Raw genomic sequence first — 21,065 nt, 5'->3', positions numbered from 1 at the left:
TTACCTTGTTGAATTATAATTAATATTTTCATCCATTATTCTAACTATTTCGCGATGAAACGACAAAAAGTCTTAAGGCTACACGGCCTTAAGACTTTTTTGAGTACTTCTCGATTGAGGGAGAACTCCGGAATCCTGAAGCATCCACTCGATGAAACATCCGTAACCGGACCGCGGATCGTTAACGAACACGTGGGTCACCGCTCCGACCAATTTGCCGTCCTGCACGATTGGGCTTCCGCTCATCCCTTGAACGATGCCCCCGGTCTTCTCCAGCAGCCGCGGATCAGTAATTCGGATGACCAGTCCTTTGGTGGCCGGTGATTCCTGCTTCGCCACATGTACAATATTGACCTTGAAACGTTCGACCTGCTGCCCATCCACCACAGTCAAAATTTCGGCCGGGCCTTCTTTAACCTCCTGGGCGAATGCTACCGGGATGCCTTCTTTATACAAGCTGTGCTCCGGATTCTGGTTCATCTTGCCGAAGATTCCGAAATGCGTGTTGCGCTCAATATTACCGAGGATTTTACTTTCCTTGAGAAAATGCGCTCTCTTCTCGCCAGGCTCGCCATCTTGGCTCTTCGATATCGAGGTTACGCTGGACTGCAAAATTTCACCGCTGCCGACGGAAATCGGCGTCTGCGTGTTCATATCCGTAATGACATGGCCCAGAGCCCCATAAACGCCTTGATCGGGAGCATAGAAAGTTAACGTTCCGACGCCTGCGGCTGAGTCGCGAATATACAGTCCTAATCGCCACACCCTGTCTTCCAGGTCATATGCGGGGGACAGCTTCGTGCTCATCTCTTTGTTTCCGCGTTTGAATTTGATTTCGACCGGTCGCTTGCTTTTGCCCGCCTCTTCGACTACTTTGGCAACTTTTGCGACATCGTCCATCGGAATCCCATTCATGTGGGTCATTAAATCACCCAGCTGGATTCCGGCATTCTCACCAGGGGACACCTTTGTATCGGCATCCACGCTGACCAGGTGATGCCCAACGACCAAAATGCCCGCCGATTTCACCTTCACTCCAATGGTTTGTCCTCCCGGTATAACCTTAAGTCCGGGTACGACATGGATCTGAACGGTTTTAAAAGGGATGGTTCCGAATAATTTCAAGGTTACTTTCGCCATTCCGCTGTGCTGCGGCGTCAGCTGCAATGGACGCCCTGGAGTCACCTTGGCGGTGACGGCGGAACCGTTGAGATGCAGAACGCCCGGACGGTCGACGGTAGCTTGGGCTGTCACCGGCATGGAGAGCGCTTGTGCCGTTCCCGCAAACATCCTGATTTCATTCGGGATGGCGGCCAGGCTTTGTACCGGCTCTGTTGTTCCTAAAAAACAAAGAAAGAAGACAATGAAAAGACCGAGCATTTTATTCCTGAGGCTGGAGTTCAATGGCTGTCACGCTCCCTTTTGCTTCTTTCGCTTGACGAAAGGTGGTCGCCAATTGCGTACCTTTAAGATTACCCCGCCTCTAGGCTTTTATTACTGTCAATCATTACTCTGGTGCGGATTTGACGGCTTTCCGCTCGTCCGCCAGCTTCAGCATTTCTTGGGCATGATGGAGCGTTTTCTTCGTAATTTCCACCCCGCCGAGCATCCGGGCAAGTTCTTCAACCCGGCCCTTCGTCGAGAGCTCTTCCACGTGCGTCATTGTACGTCCTTCATCCACATTCTTTTCGATTAAATACTGATGATCCGCCATGCAGGCCACTTGCGGAAGATGGGTAATCGAAAACACCTGGCAGGTCTCAGAGAGCTTGTTCAGCTTCTCGGCGATGGATTGTGCCGCTCTTCCGCTGACCCCCGTGTCCACTTCGTCAAAGATCAGGACCGGAATGCGGTCATGGCGGGCAAAGATGCTCTTCATCGCCAGCATCATCCGGGATAACTCACCGCCTGACGCGATCTTGCTGAGCGGCCGCAGCGGCTCGCCCGGGTTCGGGGATATCATAAACTCAGCGGTATCAAGTCCCTGTCTGGTGAGCCGGATCTTCCGGCCGTCGACCTCGAGCCCCCGCGGATCATCAAGCCGCTCCAGACGGACTTCCAGCGATGTTCGCTCCATGTGCAGGTCCTTGAGCTCGGCCTCGACCTGTCGGGCGAGATCCGCAGCACACTGCTGCCTTGCTTCGCTTAGCTCCAGCGCGGATTCAACCAGTCCGTTCAGCAGTCCTTCCCTTTGGGATTTCAGCTGCTCCAGACGCTCGTCCTTGTTCTCCAGCAGGCTCGTTTCCTGCAGGATCGATTCGTAATAGGCCAGAATCTGCTCCACGCTGTCCCCGTATTTACGGCGGAGTGTGGAGATGAGATCCAAACGCTGCTCCACCTCTTCCAGCCGCTCAGGGTTAAACTCCACCTGATCCCGGTAATCCCGGAGCTGAAAGGCAGCGTCCTCCAGCTGGTAAAAGGCGGACTGCAGCTGCTCAAGTACCGGCCTCAGACCCTTCTCATCATACTTCATGACGTCTTCCAGACGGGAAATGGCCGTGCTGATCACGCTGATTCCCTGATGCCCGTTCAGCAGCTCATAGGATCCCGATACCGCATCCATCATTTTCTCGCTATGGGATAGCTTGACCCTTTCTTCGCCCAGCCATTCATCTTCTCCGGATTTTAATGAAGCGGCTGAGATTTCTTCCAGCTGGAAACGATATAGATCGAGCATCTGATACGCTTTCTGGCTGGATTCCATCAGCTCCCGGAGCTCCTTCTCCACTTTGGAGAACGCCGCATACCGTTCCTGATATTCCCGTTTGATCGGTCCGATCAGCGTATCCCCATAAGTATCCAGCAAGCTGAGATGCCTGTCTGCGCGCAACAGGTTCTGATGCTCATGCTGGCCATGTATGTTGACCAGCTGCTCGCCGACTTCCCGAAGCATCGTCAAGTTAACGAGCTGCCCGTTGATTCTTGACGTGCTTTTGCCCTGAGACGTCAGCTCCCTGCGGATGATTAAATGCTCTTCATGACTTCCTCCGACACCGATCTTGGCCAAGGCCTCCCACACGGGATGGCCTTCCTGCAGCTCGAACATCGCTTCAATCTCCGCCTTGTCGCAGCCGTAGCGGATCAAGTCCGCCGAGCCTCTTCCTCCGGCAATCAGCCCCAAAGCATCGATAATGATGGATTTCCCGGCACCAGTCTCCCCGGTCAGGACGTGAAAGCCGGGATGAAAATGGACGTCGACGGATTCGACGACCGCCAAGTTTCGGATACTCAATGTTAAAAGCATGATAAAAAGCGCACCTCCGCTAAGGCAAATCTATAATTTGTACTATGAAATAAAGCTGTTGATCATCTGGACCAGCCGCTCGCTGTCCTCATTCGTCCGGCAAATGATCAGCGCCGTGTCATCGCCGCAGATCGTTCCCATGATTTCGTTCCATTCCATGTTATCCAGCAAGACGGCAACGGCATTGGCCGTTCCCGGAAGGCACTTCATGACGACCAGGTTGTTCGTGTAATCGATGTGCACGAAATTGTCCACCAGTGCGCGCTTAAGCTTCTGGATCGGATTGTAGCGCTGATCCGTCGGCAGTGAATATTTATACCTGCCGTCATCCATCGGCACCTTGATCAGCAGCAGTTCTTTGATGTCCCTGGACACGGTTGCCTGTGTCACCTGAAAACCCGCTTCACGCAGAGCCTCCACCAGCTCGTCCTGGGTCTCGATCTCCCGCTGGGTGATAATCTCGCGTATTTTGATATGGCGTTGTCCTTTCATAGTGGCCTCCCAAATGTTAGTTGCTCATATTTAATCATCATAACCATTCCAGTCCTCTTCATCCCAATCAAAATGAATACGCCGGATTTCCCCTTCGTCGGCATCGACGAAGAGCACGCCGCCTGAGCCCGGATACAGCAGAAAATAGGGCAGCAGACGGTCGCGCAGACCGGATCCGGTCCATTCCAGGGGCAAACGCCTTCTGGCGACTTTCACAAGGTACAATACCTCGTCATCGTCCCTCACGACATAATCGATAAACAGGCGGCTGTGATATTCCTCCCCGTCCGCCTCAAACAGCAGCGGGATCTTGATTTTGCCGCCGATCACTTCATAGCCTGCCTCCTCCAGCAGATCTACCGCGGGATGGTCATGTATCTGTTCGTTAATCGGCATTTCCGGTACGCGGGCAGGCAGAGGGTTAAACAGCCATGATCTCAGACCGTACGCGATCCAAACGATCAAGAGCACGCCGATCAGCACCATGACCAGCAAGTCTGCACGTCCCTCCATCCTCATCACCTCGCCTTGGTATTCGCGGAAATGCGGAAGAATCCCTTTTTTAAATGTATAAAAATCCGTTTTTCGAATGTATAAACGCATATAAACAAGCTCATTATAACCCAAACAAACGTTCTCATCAATCGTTATTCCAAAGTTTTTGTGTCAGTAGAATGATGACCGTCCCTACAAAAAGAACTCATCCCTTGGATGAGTTCCCTGTAAACGTATGGCGTGCCTGCGCAACTACATCAGAAACCAAAGCCTGCAGCTCTTCTTCGGCTACAGGTTGTCCGGCTGTATCCGATGGGCTCGCGGGCACATGCCAATGAGCGAGAAATTCGATATTTCCTTCACCGCCGGTGATCGGCGAAAACGTTAGTCCTTTTAGAATAAAGCCTAACTCAGCGGCAAAAGACAGCACGTTCATCAGTACCTCGCGGTGAACTTCAGGTTCCCGGACGACGCCGGACTTTCCGACCTTCTCCCTGCCGGCTTCAAACTGCGGCTTAATCAGCGCGGCCACGTCGGCCGGTTTGTTCAGAAGCGCCATCAGCGGGGGCAGGATGATGCGCAGCGAAATGAAGGATACATCGATGCTGGCAAAATCCGGGGAAGGGCCTTTCAGATCCTCGGGCGTCATGTAACGGAAGTTGGTCCGTTCCATCACGCACACCCGCTCGTCGTTTCGCAGCGACCAATCCAGCTGATTGTACCCGACATCAATGGCGTACACATAGCCGGCTCCGTTCTGAAGCGCGCAATCGGTAAAGCCGCCGGTGGATGACCCGATATCCAGCATCGTTCTGCCGGTCAGATCGATCCCAAAGGTTCGGAGCGCCTTTTCCAGCTTCAAACCGCCGCGGCTGACATAAGGATGCACCGCTCCCTTGACCCTAAGCGGCGTATCGCGCGGAATTTTAGTCCCCGCCTTTTCGACCGGTTCTTCTGCGGCTAAGACCAGCCCGGCCATAATCGCCGCTTTGGCTTTTTCCCGGCTCTCATAAAAGCCCTGCTCAACGAGCAGGACATCGATTCGTTCTTTAGGCAAATTCATCGTTATCTCCTGACTGCACGGCGATTTCGGCGTCCATTAGGAAGGAAACTGGGTTTTGCCGATCTCGTAAGGATGCAGGGACATCAGCTTCTTGATCTCGCCGACTACTCCTGCCGCCGTAAGACCGGTCTCCTCCCGCTGCTCCTTCACGCTGCCATGCTCGATAAAGCGGTCGGGCACACCCATCAAGGACACTTTCGTGTCAAATATATGCTTCGAAGCATAAAACTCCAGTACGGCACTGCCCAAGCTGCCCGCTTCGCTGGCTTCCTCAAGCACCACCATATTCGTGCCGTTCTCGGCAAGCTCCAGCAGCATTTCTTCATCCAGCGGCTTCATGAACCGGGCGTTGACCACCTGCAGATGAATACCTTCCCGTTTCAGCTGGTCCGCTGCCTCAAGCGCAACCTGAACCATCGGGCCGCAGGCCAAGACGGCGTATCCTTCGCCTTCACGGACGGTTTCCCATTTGCCGATCGGAATCGGCACAAGCTCCTCGTCCAGATGAACCCCCAGGCCGTTAATCCGCGGGTAGCGGTAAGCAATCGGTCCGTCGTTATACTCCAGGGCGGTTTTCATCATATGTCTCAGCTCGTTTTCATCCTTCGGCATCATCATGACCATATTCGGAATGTGGCGCATAAACGCGATGTCAAACACACCCTGATGCGTCTCACCGTCATCCCCTACGTAGCCGGCCCGGTCGATGGCGAACATGACGTTGGCGTTGTGGCGGCAAATATCGTGAACGATCTGGTCATACGCACGCTGCATGAACGTGGAATAGACGGCGAACACCGGCTTCATGCCCTCCATCGCCAACGCGGCGCACATCGTCGCCGCGTGCTGCTCCGCAATGCCGACGTCGATCATGCGGTCCGGAAACCGTTCGCTGAACGGAATGAGACCGGAGCCTTTGGGCATTGCAGGCGTGACAGCGATGATGCGGGAATCCTGTTCACCTAACTCGATCAGCGTCTTGCCGAACACGTCGGTGTACATCGGATTTCCTACCGATTTAAGGACTTGGCCAGATTCGATTTTGTACGGCGTAATCCCGTGCCATTTATATGAATCCGCTTCTGCGGGTTTATATCCTTTGCCTTTGGTGGTAAGCACATGCACGAATACCGGTCCGCGCACGTTGTCGGCCTGCTTGAACGTTTCGATCAGCTTGTGGATATCATGGCCGTCCACCGGTCCGAGATAAGTTAAGCCCAGCTCTTCGAACAGCACGCCGGGAACCATCATGTATTTGAGGCTTTCCTTCAGCCTGGATCCGGTCTTGGCCAGCATGCCGCCGATCGCCGGGATCTTCTTCAGCATCATCTCAAGCTCGTCTTTTGCACGCAAATAATGGCGGTCCGAGCGGATTTTGCTCAAATAGTTATGCATGGCGCCGACGTTCGGCGCAATCGACATCTCGTTGTCGTTCAGAATGACCATCAGGTCCTTCTGTTCATGTCCGATATGGTTCAAGGCTTCGAAAGCCATGCCGCCGGTGAGCGCACCGTCCCCGATCATGGCGATCACTTTGTTGTTTTCCCCTTTTAAGTCCCGGGCAACGGCCATGCCGATAGCCGCGGACAAAGAGGTGCTGCTGTGCCCGGCTTCCCAGACGTCATGCTCGCTTTCGCTTCGTTTGACAAAGCCGCACATCCCCTTGTATTTCCGCAGCGTGTCGAACTGATCCATTCGGCCCGTCAGCATCTTGTGAACGTAGGCTTGATGTCCTACATCAAAAATAAATTTATCGCGCGGGCTGTTGTAGCAATAGTGCAGGGCCAGCGTGAGTTCCACCACTCCCAGATTTGATGCGAGATGCCCCCCGGTGACCGACAGCTTCTCAATCAGAAATTGACGGATTTCGGCCGCCAGAGAAGTGAGCTCGTCAACCGATAGTGATTTCAATTGTCCTGGCTCGTTAATTTGTGGAAGCAGCACGGCAATCTCCCCGCTTTCCTTCGTAATTAGTGATATGGTTATCCATGACATTCTTCCATGATTAGATTCTTTTCGCCATTATATCATAAAATGCCCATCATACATAAAGCATCATGCTCTAATGGTCCCTGTGCATTAAATAATCGGCGATCTCCAGCAGGCGCTCCGGATCCTGAAAACCGGCGTTCAAGACAGCCGCTTTGGCTTCACGGGTCAGTGACTCGACCTGCTGCTGCGAAGCTTCCAGACCGATAAAATAAGGATATGTCACCTTCTCCTGCTTGATGTCGCTCTGTGTCTTCTTACCCAGTTTTGCCTCGTCTCCAACCAGGTCCAGGATATCGTCCTGAATTTGAAAGGCGAGCCCCAGGCGGCTGCCAAACGTACGCAGCGCTTCCAGCTCGCGCTCCGAGCCTCCGGCAATCCGTCCGCCGGCAAGGAGGGAGAAAATAATCAGATCGCCCGTCTTGTGCTGGTGGATATACTGAAGATGCTCCAGATCCGTGACTCCCTGCTCCCCTTCCATATCGGCCGCCTGTCCGCCAACCATGCCTCTTGGACCGGCCATCTCCGCGAGGTCCTGCACAATGGCCAAAATCGGGGCCGCATCAATGCCATGCTTCGCCGAGATTCGTGCGATCGTGTAAAAGGCATGCGTCAGCAGGGCGTCTCCGGCCAGAATGGCGGTAGCTTCGCCATATACTTTATGATTGGTCAGTTTGCCCCGGCGGTAGTCATCATTATCCATAGCCGGCAAATCATCATGAATGAGCGAGTAGGTATGTACCATTTCAACGGCGCATGCCGCATCAAGGGCCGCCTCCCCGTTGCCTCCGAGCGCTTCGCAGGCTGCAATCACCAGCAGCGGACGGAGCCGCTTTCCTCCGGCCATCAAGGAATACGTCATGGATTCCTTTAAGGAAGAAGGAACCTGCCAATGATGCGGCAGGCTGTCCTCCAACGAGGCGGTTACTTTCTCGGAAATCTGCTGCATGTATTCCTGGAACGAAACCCGGTCACTCAAAAACTTCACCGCCGCTCTGATCGAGCTGTCCGCCGCCGAACGGCTTCTTGCGAAGCTCCCCATCCTCTTCAACAATCATCTCGATTTTCCGTTCCACCTGTTCGAGCTTCTGCCCGCACAGCTGGGACAGCTTCATCCCCTGCTGGAACAGCTCGATCGCCTTTTCGAGCGGAACGTCGCCGTGCTCCAGTTCTCCGACGATATCCTCGAGCTGAATCATTGCGTCCTCAAAGCTGAGCTCTTTTTCATTCCCCATGTTCCTGTGCATCCTCCTTCAGTTCCCATACCTGGCAGGATAACTGGCCGTCGTTCACTTTGATCTGGACCACGTCGCCAGGCTGTACCTCATGAATCGATTTAATTAAACGCTTCTCCTGCTCGTCATAAACGAGGCTGTAGCCGCGGGCCATGACTTTCAGCGGACTGAGGGCATCCAGTTGGCGCACGCCGGAAGTAAGCTGGGATTTCTTGTCTTTCAGTATGTTCTGCATCGACTGAAGCAGCTGCCGGCGCGCCGCATCGTTGCGGCTCCGGGCCCCTGTGAGCTGCTCCTGCGGATTGTACCGCATCAGCGCATGGTACATGCGGCTTCTCTTTTCCCGGTTCAGCTGCACCCGGGAACGCAGGTTGCCGCTAAGCCGCTGGCGCAGCATATCCAGGCGCTCCGCATGCTGCAGCATGTAGCGCCGCGGATGCAGCAGCACGGGCGAGCGCTGCAGTGACGCCAGCTGCTGGCGGCTGCGCTTCACCCGCTGCTGAAGCAGCTGGAGCAGCAGCCGTTCCCGCTGCTGCAGCCGCGCCTTCAGCTCGCCTGCATGCGGCACGGCCAGTTCCGCGGCCGCGGTCGGAGTCGCCGCTCTCAGGTCTGCGGCGAAGTCCGCGATCGTGAAGTCGGTTTCGTGTCCGACGGCCGAAATGACCGGTATATGCGAGGCGCGGATCGCCCGCGCGACCATTTCTTCGTTAAAGGCCCACAGCTCCTCCAGTGAGCCGCCGCCGCGGCCGACGATCAGCACGTCCGCTTCATCCAGCTCGTTCATCGTGCGAATGGCCTTCACGATCGAAGGAGCGGCCCCTTTTCCCTGGACCAGGACAGGGGCGAGAATGATCCGCGCCCGCGGGTAACGCCGCTCAAGCGTCGTCATAATATCGCGTACTGCCGCACCTGTCGGCGACGTGATGACGCCGATCGTCTCCGGAAACTCCGGAATCGGCCGCTTGCGGTCTGCAGCAAACAGCCCTTCTTTCTCCAGCTTTTCCTTAAGCTGCTCATAAGCCAAATACAGGCTGCCGATCCCGTCGGGCTGCATTTGGGTGGCATAAAATTGGTACTGCCCATCCCGCTCGTATACCGTAACATTCCCTCTAGCGATGACCCTTGAGCCCTCCTTGGGTCGAAACGGCAGCCGCTGGTTGTGGGAGGCAAACATAATCGCTTTGATGCGGCTCCCTTCATCCTTGAGCGTGAAATACATATGCCCGCTGGAATGGTGGGTAAAATTCGATATTTCCCCCCGGATCCAGACGTCGGACAGCAGACTGTCCGAGTCCATCTTCATCCGGATATAACGGTTCAAGTCCTTGATTGAAAAAATACGCTGCGGCTCCATGGCATCCGCTCCGTTATGCCAATCCGTGATGGCGTTTGGCCGCGATCAGGGTGTTCTGCATCAGCATCGTAATCGTCATAGGTCCTACGCCGCCAGGCACCGGCGTGATCGGGCCCGATACTTCCTTAACGCTTTCGAAATCCACATCTCCGGCCAGCTTGCCGTTCTCCAGCCGGTTCATGCCCACGTCGATGACGACGGCACCCGGTTTGACGAAGCTCGCATCGATGAAATTGGCCCGACCGATCGCAACGACCAGGATGTCAGCCTGACGCGCAATATCCGCCATGCCGATCGTCCGGGAGTGGCACATCGTCACGGTCGCGTTTTCGCGCTGAAGCAGCAGCGAAACCGGTTTGCCGACGATATTGCTCCGGCCGATGACGACGGCATGCTTACCGGCCAGCTCTACACCCGCACGCTTGATCAGCTCGATGACACCTGCCGGCGTGCATGGAAGAAGGCTGTCATCTCCGATGACCAGATTGCCGACGTTTACCGGATGGAATCCGTCAACGTCCTTGTCTACCGCGATCGCGTTAATGACTGCCTTCTCGTCAATATGTCCGGGAAGCGGCAGCTGGACGAGGATGCCGTCAATGGTGTCCTGCTTGTTCAGCTTGTCCACCAATGCAAGCAAATCCTCCTGAGTCGTCGAAGCCGGAAGCCGGTGAACCTCCGAATAGTATCCGAGATCGTGGCACGCTTTTTCCTTGTTTCGCACATAAACCTGGGAAGCCGGGTCTTCTCCTACCAGCACGACGGCAAGCCCCGGAGTGACGCCTTTGGCGGCCAGCTCCTTGACTTCGGCGGCAATTCCGGCCCGGATATCCTCAGAAACCTGTTTTCCATTGATAATAGATGCTGTCATGTCGCTCTCTCTCCCCTATGTTTTAGATTGGCAAAGCGGACGGCTAAGCGTCCTTATGCAAGACTATGACTTCAATTGATCCAGCTCGCGGATCATGTTCCCCAGAACTCCATTAACAAACTTGCCCGAATCCTCGGTTCCGAAATGCTTGGCCAGCTCGATCGCCTCATTGACGGCAACCTTGGCCGGCACGTCGTCGCGATACAGCATTTCATAGGCGGCGAGGCGGAGGATTTGGCGGTCCACTTTGGAGAGGCGGCTCATTTGCCAGCCCTTCAAATAATTTTCCAGCAGGTCGTCCACCGCTTTTTTGCTGCCCCAAATGCCGTTTACGAGCCCCAGCACAAATTCCTTCAGTTCCGCTTCATCGGTGATGGTCCGCTCGGTATCATTTTCTTCGGCGGCATCCTCCAGCAGCATTTCCAGCGCTTCTTCGCTTGTTGCTTCGTTCATTTCCATCTGATACAGGCACTGAACGACCAGCTCCCTGGCTACACGTCTTTTCATCATGTTCCTCCTAGAACCTTGAAATTTCCTCTTGTCCTTATTATGGGTCACCGCGGGAATAAAAACATCGTGATTTGCACAAAAAAAACCGTGAGCATGTCAATCTCCAGAATATGGGCTTCAAGAAGCTGCAGCTCTTTTTCCGGAGAAAGGCATATCACGGGTTCATTTGAACGGGCGCCAGCGCTCGGAGAGCCACTGACCCATTTCCCGCCAGCGGAAAAAGGAATCCATCCGAAGATCCTTCCTTTTGCCGGCAGAATATCCTATGAACACTACCAATGCAAAGAACAACATATCCCAAAAACCCGCAAACAAATAAATAAAACCGAAAAAAATACCGCCGGCAATACCGGTAATCCGTCCTTTGTGACTCTCCCAAATTTCTTTCCAGATCACTCGGAGAATTCACCTCTATTCCACTCTACTCTTGATCACTGGTGCATGGGCCACATTCGCTATATATACCGCCACGTTAGAGACCGGAATGCCTGTCGTTTCCTGAAGGTGATCATGAACCTGCTTCTGCACGTCGGTGGTCATGGCCGGGATGGACACATCGCCGTCAACGACGGCGCGAATCATGATTTCAAGGCCCGCTTCCGTCACATGGATCCTGGCCTTCAGGTCCTTGACGCCCCGCACCCGCGAAGCCGCCTTGAGGCACAGGTTCTCGATCGTCTCCACCGAGATCTGAATGTCGCCGAATTCGGTCCTCTGGTCAATGGAGTGGACATGCGTTCTGTCCGGGCGAATCGAGATATAGAAGAAGCGGATACTGAGTAAAAAGAGGATCACCGCCGCCACGATGACCGTCAGCTGAAGCTCGGCTGTGTTCAGCAGTTCATCCGGAGACGGAACCAAATCACTCATGAGGAGGATGGCAAATACACATATTACTCCGATACTCAAGCTGTAAATAAACAGCAGAAGTCTGTCCAGTATCTTAGCCACGAACAGCACAGCCTCCTTAAATTAGAGTAAACCCTCGACATTTCGCGTGTCGGGGGTTATGGTGACCAATTGAATCCTTTATTTTACGCGCTGACTGTAATCAACGTCTTCGGCTCTCTCCGCGTTTTTGAAGTAAACATCATGGATATGCACATTGACTTCAATGACCGTAAGGCCTGTCATCATTTCGATGGAGCGTTTGACATTGCGCTGGATTTCCGTCGCCACTTCCGGCAGGCGGTTTCCGTACTCGATAATAACCGAGACGTCCACAGCCGCTTCGCGCTGGCCGACTTCCACCTTCACGCCTTTGGACAAATTTTTGCGGCCAAGCAGCTCGGCGATGCCTCCGGCAAATCCGCCGCTCATGCCGGCGACGCCCTTCACTTCCACCGTAGCCAGACCCGCGATCACTTCAATCACTTCAGGTGCTATTTGAATTTCACCGATGTCCGTACGTTCAAATTCACTCGGTAATGTGCTCATCCCTGAATCAACACACCTTTCAGATAATATATAAAACCGCTTCAGACGAAAGCAGGATTGCCCCTAATCATTCATACTATACCATTTGGGGAACTTTATGACAAACAATCCGAAGCAGGCGTCAGATTTCGTTTTCCTCCAAAAACTTGATGTCAAAATCGCCGCGGTTGAACACCGGATGCTCCATCAGCTTCTGATGGAACGGAATGGTGGTGTGCACGCCCTCGATGACGAATTCGGACAGCGCCCGCTTCATCTTGGCAATCGCCTCCTGACGCGTCGGCGCCCATACGATCAGCTTCGCGATCATGGAATCGTAGAACGGAGGAATGCTGTAGCCCGGATAAGCCGCGCTGTCCACCCGTACACCAGGACCGCCCGGTGGCAGGTAAAATTGGATTTTGCCCGGAGCCGGCATAAAGTTGCGGTCCGGATCTTCCGCGTTGACGCGGCATTCGATCGACCAGCCGTTAATTTGAACGTCTTCCTGCGTAAACGACAACGGGTGACCTTCCGCGACCGAAATCATTTCTTTGATCAAATCCACATTGGTAACCATTTCCGTAACCGGATGCTCCACCTGAATGCGGGTGTTCATTTCCATGAAGTAGAACTGGCCGTCGTTGCCGAGCAGAAACTCGAGCGTGCCCGCACCGGAGTAGTTAACGGCAAGGGCGGCGCGGACTGCGGCTTCACCCATCCGCTGACGAATGTCGGGGGACAGCACCGGACAAGGCGCTTCCTCGATCAGCTTCTGGCGGCGGCGCTGCACCGAGCAGTCGCGTTCGCCCAGGTGAACGACGTTGCCGTGGTTGTCGGCAATCACTTGAATCTCAACGTGCTTCATGCCGGTCAAATATTTCTCCAGATAAACGCCGGCATTGCCGAACGCCTTTTGGGCTTCCTGCTGTGCCGCCGTGATTTGCTTAATCAGCGCCTGCTCGTCCTCAGCGATACGGATTCCTTTTCCGCCACCGCCGGCCGTCGCTTTGATGATCAATGGGTAGCCGATGTCCCGGCCGATCATTACCGCCTCATCCAGATCCTCAACCAGGCCGTCAGACCCCGGAATGACCGGCACGCCGGCGCTCTTCATCGTCTGCTTCGCAACCGCTTTGTCGCCCATCTTGTTAATGGCGTCAGCCGAAGGTCCGATAAAGGTAATGTTGCAGGACTCGCAAATTTCCGCGAAATCGGCATTCTCGGCGAGAAATCCGTATCCCGGATGAACGGCGTCGCACTCCGTCAACGTGGCGACGCTCATAATGTTGGTGAAATTCAGGTAACTGTCTTTCGAAAGCGTAGGGCCGATACAATATGCCTCGTCCGCCAAACGGACGTGCAGCGCTTCCTTGTCGGCCTCCGAATAAACCGCAACGGTGGAAATGCCGAGCTCGCGGCAGGCCCGGATAATCCGGACTGCGATTTCACCGCGGTTGGCAATCAGAATTTTTTGAAATTTCATGCAAGTAACCTCCTCCATTGTGCGGTGCCTATTCCGACTTCACCAGAAACAGAGGCTGCCCGAATTCCACCAGTTGTCCGTTCTCCGCAAGAATCTCGACGATGGTGCCTTTTACTTCTGCTTCGAGCTCATTCATCAGCTTCATCGCTTCAATAATGCAAACCGTCGTTTTCTCGTCAACGCGGTCACCGACGCTGACAAACGGCGCGGCGTCCGGAGAAGAGGCTTTGTAGAATGTTCCTACCATCGGGGAGACGATTTTATGTAGTGAGGAAGAAGCTGCATCCGGTGCTGGGGCCTGCGCATTATCGGCGGGTGCCTGTACGTATTGCGGAGCCTGCTGTGCGGCAGGGGCCTGTACAAATTGAGGCGCAGCCTGAACGCTAACCACTTCGGTTTTGCCCGGCTTGCGGATGGAAAGGCGTGCTCCTTCTGATTCAAGTTCAAGTTCATGTACGGAGGTCTCATCGACCAGCTTGATCAATTCTTTTATCTCGTTCAATTTAAACATTCGCAATTCACTCCTTCAGCTGCGTGGAAGCCGTGGCTTCGGACAATTCATACACATAACGATAAGTATTATAACATAATCGGAAGAAATGGAAAGAGTCCTGGGCTGTCCCGGACTCTTTCGACGATATTTCTGTTTTTCCGCCATTTTACTCGGAGACGACTTTCACGCTGACTTTGTCCTGGGTCACTTTCAGCTCTTTCATCACCAGCTGAACGATGCCCGCTGCCTGCTTGGCATCCATTTTGTCGCTCAGGACGAGCACTTGGTACTTGTCGTCATTTTCCTTCACGAATGCGTTCGCAAAGGAGAATTTTTGCTCCAGCTCTTCCTCGATGCCTTCGATGATCGTCTCTTTGTTTTCGAGCGCCTGCAGTTCCTGGCTCGCCTTGGCCGAAGCTTCGCTGTCCTTGCTCATGTCATTGATCGCCGCCATCAGGTCGTTTGTTTTTTGAGCATTCGTCTGCGACCGCTGCCATTGAAGAGATTCGAGCATGCTGCTGCCTGTCGAAGCCTGTGAAGCCACTTCCTTCAGGATCTCATCGTCCGTTTTCTCCGTGCTTGCGGTTGTCTTGCCGGCGTCTGTTTTACTTGTGGATGCCGTTTTATCGTCCGCAGCCTTGTCGGTTGCCGCTGCGCTCTTTTGTCCGGCGTCAGCCGTATCCTTGGCTGTGTCTTTGGCTGCGGCGTCCTTATCGGCCGTGCTGCCAGCAGCGGCGGTATCCTTCGTCGCATCCTTAGCCGCGTCTTCCTTCGACGTATCCTGGGCTGTATCCTTCGCGGCGGAACCGTCGGCCTTGCCCGCATCCGCGGTCTTGTCACCCGATTGGCCCGATGTCACAACTTCGTCTACGACAACCCCGTTGTCTTTGCTGCCGGCCGAGGCCGTCGTCTTAGCGTCTTTGTCGGTCTTGCTGTCCACCTGCTGGCTGTCAGCGACAGGCGTCTTCGACGTCCCGGAGTCCTCGGTAAACAGATAATAAGCGGACAGGACTACCATCAAACTGAGCATCGACACCAACCAAATCGTTTGTCTTTTACTGTTCATTCGTTAAATCCTCCTCATAAGTCAACTGGATTATATCGGGGAAATCGGCTTACCCCTGCTTGCGCGGAACGACGGAGATCCGGTAATCCGGTACGTTCAGGCCTTTTTCCACCGCGTCCACAATCAAGTTGCGAACCACTTCGTTCTCTGCACCTTTGGCTACGATCAGCACCCCGCGAATTTGCGGCTTTACCTTTTTCGTAATGATCGGCGTCTGCGTTCCCGACTGCTCGTAGGTGACGATCTCGCCATCCCGGGTATACTGGGTCGTATGGCGCTGACCGCCGTTCGCGTCGTTTTCTTCCGACTGCTGCTGGGAGTCTTTCACATTCCGTTGATAGACGATCTCCTCCGTGGAATCCACCGTGACCATGACGTCCACCGTGCCTACGCCAACGATTTTCTCCAAAATGTCCTTCATCCTGCCTTCGGCCGCTTCCTCAATCGCTGCAAAGTCCGAAGTCTGACCTGCCGAGCTCTGGAACGTTTCCTGGGACTCAGCCCCAGCCGGAGGCTCCCTCCCTATATTTTCGTTATCGAGTTTCTTCACATTGACAAAGGAGTTGAACAGCACGATTGCCACCCCGATCAAGCCGACGATAATCAGCCACCTGAACGTATGTACTCGCTTCGTCCCTCCCTGTCCGCCCCCCAGCCATTGCTCAAGCTTCTTCAGCCACTTCCCCATCGTTTCACCTCCGCCTTCATAACCGGGACTCCTGCCCGGATCCGCTTCGTACCGTGATTACTTCCGGATCGATATTCCATTCGCTTGCCAGCAGCTTGCGGACTTCGCCGGCGCTTTTGTCATCCACAGCGCCTGCGGCCTCCTGCGCTTGATCCTCGACCGGATCGGAATTTAGCTGATCTGTTCCTGCCTGGTTCTCATCCGGCTCGATCGTGACCTGTACGTGAACCGGCTTCACCGGCTCGATCTGAATGCCGCTCTCCCCCTGGGTGCTGCCCGAACTGCTCGAACCGCTTTGCGAATGCCTCATTGTAACGGTCACCGCGCTAATGTAAGGCTGTGACTGGCCGGCTCCGGAATTCGGATCATCGTTAGACTGCGGCAGTCCCAGCACAACCTGCACGTTCGCGGGTTCCTCGCCGGTTTGCTGCTTGATCTGTTCCTTCATGGTGGAAGCCACCTGCTCTCCCGCCCACTGGAGCGTTTGTTTCTGCTGCCGATGCTTGATCTGTTCGGCCTCGTCCATAATCTTCTTGAGGCTTGTTTTGGAGCCGCCGCCTCCCGGCTGCCGGTCCATCTTGCTGATCGCTGCGCTCAGCTTGTCGAGCGGGTCGTCGGTCACGATCCGGATCAGGGGATTCAGTAGGGTGACCAGCACGAGCAGGCTCAGGACCAGCTTGACGTATCGTTCCATGGATCTGCTTGGCAGCAGCATATCAACGAAGGTGGCGAGCAGCACAACCATGATGACTTCTTTCAGCCAGTTTCCAAGCCATTCCACGGGCTTCCCCTCCCTTCACCGCATCATGACGGTCACGTTGCCAGCCGTCAGCATGATGGTGATCGCCAGGAAAAACATCAGTCCGACCGCCGCCAGAGCGGCAAAGACGTATATCATGCTTTTGCCGATCGTGTCCAGGCAGGCAGTGATCGGGGAATCGCCGAGCGGCTGCATGATGGCTGCCGATACTTTGTAGATCAGCGCAAGCGTCAGGATTTTGATGGCCGGAAAGGCACAAAGGAACAGGATGATGATGACGCCTGCCAGACCGATGGAGTTTTTCACCAGCAGCGATGCCGAGATCACCGTGTCCGTCGCATCTGCAAACATTTTGCCGACGACCGGAATGAAGCTTCCGGAGACGTATTTGGCCGCCCGGATCGTCACCCCGTCGGTGATGGATCCCGTGATTCCCTGCACGGAGATAACGCCGAGAAAGATCGTCAGCAGCACCCCGAGCAGCCCCACGCTGATGTTGCGCAGCAAGTTCGCCATCTGCGTCAGCTTGTACTTATCCGACAGCGAGCTGACCAGATGAAGCACGGCTGAGAAGAAGAGCAGCGGAAACACCATGACGTGGATCAACGTTCCGATCGTATTGATCATGAAGATGATCAGCGGATGCGTAACCGACACGGTGACGATGTTGCCCATCGAAGCCAGCAGCGCGAATAGCAGCGGTACCATCGCCATCATGAAGTCGATCATCCGGTCGATCGCCTCTTTGGCATAACCGATCGCGACGTTGAAGCTGTTGATGGCCAGCACGATAATAACCATATAGCATAGGGCGTATGCGACTTTGCTCACCGTTTTCCTCTCAAAAGCCGCCTGAAGCGTCTCCAGAATCATGCTCATGATGCTCAGGATGACGATCGTGACGAGCAGCTTGCCGTTGTACAGCACCTCATGCCACATAAAGGTCCCTGCCGCGGTCAGCACCGATTTGAGACTGAAGCCGCTGCCGCCGGGAAGGAGCATATCCATGAAGGATGGTGTTTTCTGGTCCGGAAAAAATCCCCCGTATTCCTTCATCAAGGTGTCCCAGTACTTCTCCACCTGATCCTTCGGCAAATTCTCCGCCTGGCTCTGGATCAGCTGATCCGTTGGTGAAGCCGCAAAGACCCGGGTGATTCCTGCCACCATGAACACGATAAACAAAATAACGATGTGCATCTTGTCCGGCAGCCTCTGCAGTCCCGGCATGTCTTCACCCCTCTCCTTCAGGCTGGCAGCAGCTTAAGCACCGTTTCGATGATAATGCCGATAATGGGGATAGCAAGCACCATGATCAGCACCTTGCCCGCGAGTTCGATTTTGGAAGCGATGCTTTCCTGCCCGGCGTCTCTGACGAGCTGCGCCCCGAACTCGGCGATATACGCGATCCCTATAATTTTCAGTATCGTTTTCAGGTAGATCATCTGGACTCCCGATGCCTCGGCCAGCCGCTGGAGCTCCTGGATCACCATACCGATTTTGCCGATCAGGAACATGAAGATCAGCACGCCGGTCGCGGCGGCCAGGACGAAAGCGAACATCGGCTTGTGCTCCTTGATGACGAGGATCAGAATCGTGGACAGAAGCCCAAGGCCTACCACTTGAATAATTTCCATGGTTAGCAACCCCTACTGGAACAAAAAGATGGTTTTGATCTCCTGCAGCAGGTTATCGAGCAGCCGGACGACCATGAACAGCACCACGACAAAACCAATGACCGTCACCCAATGAGCCATATCCTCTTTTCCCATTTGCTTCAGCACTGTGTGAATCATGGCAATGATGATGCCGATTCCCGCAATCTGGAAAATTGCGTTCACTTCAAAGTTCATTCCTAGGCACCTCGCTAAAAGATCAAAATAACGATCAATGCTCCGATGAGCAGCCCGAGACTTTTACTGATCTTCTCGTATTTGGCCTGGTCGTCCCTGGCTGTTGCTTCTTCATGCTTCAACTGCTCGACGGCCAGCTGGATGTGCTTGATTTGGTCCTGCCGGTCGCTTGTCCCGAGCGTGAAGCTGAGCTGATGCAGCACCTCGCGTTCAGGTGCCTTCATGGAGGTCCGCTTCCAGTTCTCATGGAGAGAACGCTGGAGGCTCTCCTGGGCGGTCAATCCTGTGGCCGGTCCCATCTCACGTGCTGCATTCAGAAAAAAGGTATGGAGAGGCTCCCGCATTTGATCCGCTATTTTGCGAAGTGCTTCCGGAAGTGGGGTAAATCCATAGGTGATTTCGGTCGACAGCCGCTGCAGAGCCAGGATCAGCTCCCGGATCTGCTTCGGCCGGCTGGCAAACTGCCTGGCCTGATGGAATCCGGCCAGTGTGCCGGACAGCAGAATCAGCACAGCGCCAAAAAGTTTAAGCAAGGAAGTTCACCTCTCTCTGGCTGCCCGTCTGAAGCTGCAGCGGCCGGTGCTGCTGGTCGAGGATCCGGCAGCTTAACCCTTGTGCCTTCCTTTTTAAAAGAACGTACCTCTCAAACATTCCGGTTTCCATGAGCCCGGCCAGGGCAGGCCGGTGCTTCAGCTCTTCGATGCCGCCGGCATGCGCCGTGGCGACGACCGTAATGCCCGCATGCAGCGCCTCCGTCACCGATTCGGCATCCTCTCCCCGGCCGATCTCATCCACCATCAGAACGTCCGGTGACATGGACCGGATCATCATCATCATGCCTTCCGCTTTCGGACAGGCATCCATCACGTCAGTGCGGGGTCCGACATCAAAGCTCGGCACGCCTTTGAGACAGCCGGCGATCTCGGAACGCTCGTCGACGATGCCCACCTTCATCCCCGGCAGGCTGGATTTGCCCTGCCCGGGCAGCCCGCTGCTGATCTGTCTCGCCAAATCCCGCAGGAGGGTCGTTTTGCCCTGCTGCGGTGCCGAGAGCAGAAGCGTATGCCGAATCCTGTTTCCTTCCCTATCGATCAGAAAGGGGAGGATGCCGTCAGCGGCACCCTTCACTTCCCGGGCAATCCGCACATTGAATCCGCTGATATCGCGGATATGCTCGACATGTCCGGCGTGAAGCACCGTTCTACCTGCCAAGCCGATGCGGTGTCCGCCGGGAATGGTGATAAAGCCTTTGCGAAGCTCTTCCTCCATCGTGTACAGCGAATGGTTGCTGATCAGATCGAGCAGCCTTCGGCTGACCTCCCGCTGCGGCTTGTACGCCTTGTCCGCATCCAGCGTCAGCGTGCTTTGTTCCGTAACATAGTGGTGTGAGCCTGCGCCGTTGATCTCCAGCGGCCTTCCTTCACGGATGCGTACCTCCTCCACGACGCTCAGAATATGGTGAGGGAGCTGGTGAAGGATCGATTTGACCGGCTCCGGAAATAACTCCAGCCAGTTTGGATTTGTAATAGGACCACCCCCGTGCTGCCTTTCTCCTGCAAGCTTGTTCAACTTCTGATGGATAAACTACTAGATGTTTTCTTACTTATGTCTATGCTTGGCCCCTAAATTTATGACCACTGTAATCTATCATTTTTTGAGAATGCCGATTAAGAGACAGGACACGCCGAAAAAGATCCACGCCATCTTTCCCCAGGAGAGCTTATCAGCCACGCCGATGAGCCCGATGGAAGTCGTCAGGATGAGCACCGTCGGCCCGACGAATGCCAGCAGGGAATTGACCGCCAGCGCCTTATCTACCTGAGCGAGCTTTAGCATCAGCAGCGCGGCGGCGATTTCCAGACTTCCGGAGATAAAACGCAGCGTAGCCATGCTGAGCACGAACTTGTCCACTAAAATGACCCCCTTTTGCGAGATTGTACTTCTAACCTCATAGATATGCGGGACTCTCTTTTTTTAGTTGTCTTTTACAAGAAAGATACGGAAAATAACTTGGCAAAAAGGAGCTGCCGCACTGATTATCAAAAGAGTCAAG

General features: G+C 54.5%; 25 protein-coding genes. All 25 read right to left on the bottom strand.

Annotated features, from left to right (window positions below):
- Positions 1–78: 78 nt before the first annotated feature.
- The 25 genes from spoIVB to IAE55_RS06840 all read right to left on the bottom strand — a co-directional run bounded on the left by spoIVB (position 79) and on the right by IAE55_RS06840 (position 20,929).
- Positions 79–1,404, bottom strand: coding sequence for a SpoIVB peptidase (gene spoIVB, locus IAE55_RS06960; protein WP_105444641.1), 1,326 nt, complete (start codon positions 1,402–1,404; stop codon positions 79–81).
- Positions 1,405–1,507: 103 nt separating this feature from the next.
- Positions 1,508–3,244, bottom strand: coding sequence for a DNA repair protein RecN (gene recN, locus IAE55_RS06955; protein WP_200631464.1), 1,737 nt, complete (start codon positions 3,242–3,244; stop codon positions 1,508–1,510).
- Positions 3,245–3,286: 42 nt separating this feature from the next.
- Complete coding sequence (gene ahrC, locus IAE55_RS06950) at positions 3,287–3,736, bottom strand: transcriptional regulator AhrC/ArgR (RefSeq protein WP_105444639.1); 450 nt, start codon at positions 3,734–3,736, stop codon at positions 3,287–3,289.
- A 30-nt stretch (positions 3,737–3,766) separates the two neighbouring features.
- Entirely contained in the window at positions 3,767–4,249 is a 483-nt protein-coding gene (locus IAE55_RS06945) for a hypothetical protein (RefSeq protein ID WP_076170176.1), read from the bottom strand.
- Between the two features lie 187 nt (positions 4,250–4,436).
- Positions 4,437–5,294, bottom strand: a complete 858-nt coding sequence (locus IAE55_RS06940) for a TlyA family RNA methyltransferase (RefSeq protein WP_105444638.1) — start codon at positions 5,292–5,294, stop codon at positions 4,437–4,439.
- 36 nt (positions 5,295–5,330) lie between these two features.
- Positions 5,331–7,238, bottom strand: coding sequence for a 1-deoxy-D-xylulose-5-phosphate synthase (dxs, locus tag IAE55_RS06935; protein WP_105444637.1), 1,908 nt, complete (start codon positions 7,236–7,238; stop codon positions 5,331–5,333).
- A 118-nt stretch (positions 7,239–7,356) separates the two neighbouring features.
- Positions 7,357–8,283 (bottom strand): polyprenyl synthetase family protein, encoded by a 927-nt coding sequence (locus IAE55_RS06930; RefSeq protein ID WP_181153020.1) that lies wholly within the window; start codon positions 8,281–8,283, stop codon positions 7,357–7,359.
- Positions 8,255–8,518: an exodeoxyribonuclease VII small subunit gene (gene xseB / locus IAE55_RS06925; RefSeq protein ID WP_076170021.1), complete on the bottom strand. Its 264-nt coding sequence runs from the start codon at positions 8,516–8,518 to the stop codon at positions 8,255–8,257. The genes IAE55_RS06930 and xseB overlap by 29 nt, the downstream gene beginning before the upstream one ends.
- Positions 8,508–9,872 carry an exodeoxyribonuclease VII large subunit gene (gene xseA / locus IAE55_RS06920; protein WP_145158404.1) on the bottom strand — a complete coding sequence of 455 codons (1,365 nt, stop codon included), beginning with the start codon at positions 9,870–9,872 and terminating at the stop codon, positions 8,508–8,510. The genes xseB and xseA overlap by 11 nt, the downstream gene beginning before the upstream one ends.
- A gap of 13 nt (positions 9,873–9,885) precedes the next feature.
- Entirely contained in the window at positions 9,886–10,743 is an 858-nt protein-coding gene (gene folD, locus IAE55_RS06915) for a bifunctional methylenetetrahydrofolate dehydrogenase/methenyltetrahydrofolate cyclohydrolase FolD (RefSeq protein WP_200631462.1), read from the bottom strand.
- A 63-nt stretch (positions 10,744–10,806) separates the two neighbouring features.
- Positions 10,807–11,250, bottom strand: coding sequence for a transcription antitermination factor NusB (gene nusB / locus IAE55_RS06910; RefSeq protein ID WP_076170018.1), 444 nt, complete (start codon positions 11,248–11,250; stop codon positions 10,807–10,809).
- A 165-nt stretch (positions 11,251–11,415) separates the two neighbouring features.
- On the bottom strand, positions 11,416–11,649 hold the full coding sequence (locus tag IAE55_RS06905) for a DUF2273 domain-containing protein (RefSeq protein WP_076170017.1): 234 nt from the start codon (positions 11,647–11,649) through the stop codon (positions 11,416–11,418).
- Between the two features lie 15 nt (positions 11,650–11,664).
- Entirely contained in the window at positions 11,665–12,204 is a 540-nt protein-coding gene (amaP, locus tag IAE55_RS06900) for an alkaline shock response membrane anchor protein AmaP (RefSeq protein ID WP_076170174.1), read from the bottom strand.
- A 78-nt stretch (positions 12,205–12,282) separates the two neighbouring features.
- Positions 12,283–12,690 carry an Asp23/Gls24 family envelope stress response protein gene (locus tag IAE55_RS06895; RefSeq protein WP_076170016.1) on the bottom strand — a complete coding sequence of 136 codons (408 nt, stop codon included), beginning with the start codon at positions 12,688–12,690 and terminating at the stop codon, positions 12,283–12,285.
- 121 nt (positions 12,691–12,811) lie between these two features.
- Positions 12,812–14,155 carry an acetyl-CoA carboxylase biotin carboxylase subunit gene (gene accC, locus IAE55_RS06890; protein ID WP_145023808.1) on the bottom strand — a complete coding sequence of 448 codons (1,344 nt, stop codon included), beginning with the start codon at positions 14,153–14,155 and terminating at the stop codon, positions 12,812–12,814.
- Between the two features lie 28 nt (positions 14,156–14,183).
- Positions 14,184–14,666 (bottom strand): acetyl-CoA carboxylase biotin carboxyl carrier protein, encoded by a 483-nt coding sequence (accB, locus tag IAE55_RS06885; protein WP_145158400.1) that lies wholly within the window; start codon positions 14,664–14,666, stop codon positions 14,184–14,186.
- A 148-nt stretch (positions 14,667–14,814) separates the two neighbouring features.
- Positions 14,815–15,714, bottom strand: coding sequence for a SpoIIIAH-like family protein (locus tag IAE55_RS06880; RefSeq protein WP_200631460.1), 900 nt, complete (start codon positions 15,712–15,714; stop codon positions 14,815–14,817).
- A gap of 49 nt (positions 15,715–15,763) precedes the next feature.
- Positions 15,764–16,402, bottom strand: a complete 639-nt coding sequence (spoIIIAG, locus tag IAE55_RS06875; protein WP_105444633.1) for a stage III sporulation protein AG — start codon at positions 16,400–16,402, stop codon at positions 15,764–15,766.
- A gap of 16 nt (positions 16,403–16,418) precedes the next feature.
- Positions 16,419–17,183, bottom strand: a complete 765-nt coding sequence (spoIIIAF, locus tag IAE55_RS06870) for a stage III sporulation protein AF (protein WP_200631458.1) — start codon at positions 17,181–17,183, stop codon at positions 16,419–16,421.
- 15 nt (positions 17,184–17,198) lie between these two features.
- On the bottom strand, positions 17,199–18,389 hold the full coding sequence (gene spoIIIAE / locus IAE55_RS06865; protein WP_105444631.1) for a stage III sporulation protein AE: 1,191 nt from the start codon (positions 18,387–18,389) through the stop codon (positions 17,199–17,201).
- A 17-nt stretch (positions 18,390–18,406) separates the two neighbouring features.
- On the bottom strand, positions 18,407–18,796 hold the full coding sequence (spoIIIAD, locus tag IAE55_RS06860) for a stage III sporulation protein AD (RefSeq protein WP_076170009.1): 390 nt from the start codon (positions 18,794–18,796) through the stop codon (positions 18,407–18,409).
- Positions 18,797–18,808: 12 nt separating this feature from the next.
- Positions 18,809–19,012, bottom strand: coding sequence for a stage III sporulation protein AC (gene spoIIIAC, locus IAE55_RS06855; protein ID WP_076170008.1), 204 nt, complete (start codon positions 19,010–19,012; stop codon positions 18,809–18,811).
- A gap of 14 nt (positions 19,013–19,026) precedes the next feature.
- A complete protein-coding gene (gene spoIIIAB / locus IAE55_RS06850) occupies positions 19,027–19,545 on the bottom strand; it encodes a stage III sporulation protein SpoIIIAB (RefSeq protein WP_076170007.1) in 519 nt (172 codons plus the stop codon).
- Positions 19,538–20,581, bottom strand: coding sequence for a stage III sporulation protein AA (spoIIIAA, locus tag IAE55_RS06845; RefSeq protein WP_234489333.1), 1,044 nt, complete (start codon positions 20,579–20,581; stop codon positions 19,538–19,540). The genes spoIIIAB and spoIIIAA overlap by 8 nt, the downstream gene beginning before the upstream one ends.
- A gap of 78 nt (positions 20,582–20,659) precedes the next feature.
- Entirely contained in the window at positions 20,660–20,929 is a 270-nt protein-coding gene (locus IAE55_RS06840) for a YqhV family protein (protein WP_373309594.1), read from the bottom strand.
- Positions 20,930–21,065 lie beyond the last annotated feature (136 nt).

The organism is Paenibacillus sp. S28 (genome assembly GCF_016624415.1).
Classification (GTDB): domain Bacteria; phylum Bacillota; class Bacilli; order Paenibacillales; family Paenibacillaceae; genus Paenibacillus_AQ; species Paenibacillus_AQ favisporus.
Note: the sequence above shows the minus strand (reverse complement) of the source record. Positions and strands in the feature narration are given on the sequence as shown.

Coding starts and splice junctions, on each gene's coding strand:
- spoIIIAD (WP_076170009.1), bottom strand. CDS start 18,796: ATGGAAATTATTCAAGTGGTAGGCCTTGGGCTTCTGTCCACGATTCTG.
- accC (WP_145023808.1), bottom strand. CDS start 14,155: ATGAAATTTCAAAAAATTCTGATTGCCAACCGCGGTGAAATCGCAGTC.
- xseB (WP_076170021.1), bottom strand. CDS start 8,518: ATGGGGAATGAAAAAGAGCTCAGCTTTGAGGACGCAATGATTCAGCTC.
- accB (WP_145158400.1), bottom strand. CDS start 14,666: ATGTTTAAATTGAACGAGATAAAAGAATTGATCAAGCTGGTCGATGAG.
- folD (WP_200631462.1), bottom strand. CDS start 10,743: ATGACAGCATCTATTATCAATGGAAAACAGGTTTCTGAGGATATCCGG.
- IAE55_RS06945 (WP_076170176.1), bottom strand. CDS start 4,249: ATGGAGGGACGTGCAGACTTGCTGGTCATGGTGCTGATCGGCGTGCTC.
- recN (WP_200631464.1), bottom strand. CDS start 3,244: ATGCTTTTAACATTGAGTATCCGAAACTTGGCGGTCGTCGAATCCGTC.
- ahrC (WP_105444639.1), bottom strand. CDS start 3,736: ATGAAAGGACAACGCCATATCAAAATACGCGAGATTATCACCCAGCGG.
- spoIIIAG (WP_105444633.1), bottom strand. CDS start 16,402: ATGGGGAAGTGGCTGAAGAAGCTTGAGCAATGGCTGGGGGGCGGACAG.
- IAE55_RS06895 (WP_076170016.1), bottom strand. CDS start 12,690: ATGAGCACATTACCGAGTGAATTTGAACGTACGGACATCGGTGAAATT.
- IAE55_RS06940 (WP_105444638.1), bottom strand. CDS start 5,294: ATGAATTTGCCTAAAGAACGAATCGATGTCCTGCTCGTTGAGCAGGGC.
- IAE55_RS06880 (WP_200631460.1), bottom strand. CDS start 15,714: ATGAACAGTAAAAGACAAACGATTTGGTTGGTGTCGATGCTCAGTTTG.
- spoIIIAC (WP_076170008.1), bottom strand. CDS start 19,012: ATGAACTTTGAAGTGAACGCAATTTTCCAGATTGCGGGAATCGGCATC.
- spoIIIAE (WP_105444631.1), bottom strand. CDS start 18,389: ATGCCGGGACTGCAGAGGCTGCCGGACAAGATGCACATCGTTATTTTG.
- xseA (WP_145158404.1), bottom strand. CDS start 9,872: ATGGAGCCGCAGCGTATTTTTTCAATCAAGGACTTGAACCGTTATATC.
- nusB (WP_076170018.1), bottom strand. CDS start 11,250: ATGAAAAGACGTGTAGCCAGGGAGCTGGTCGTTCAGTGCCTGTATCAG.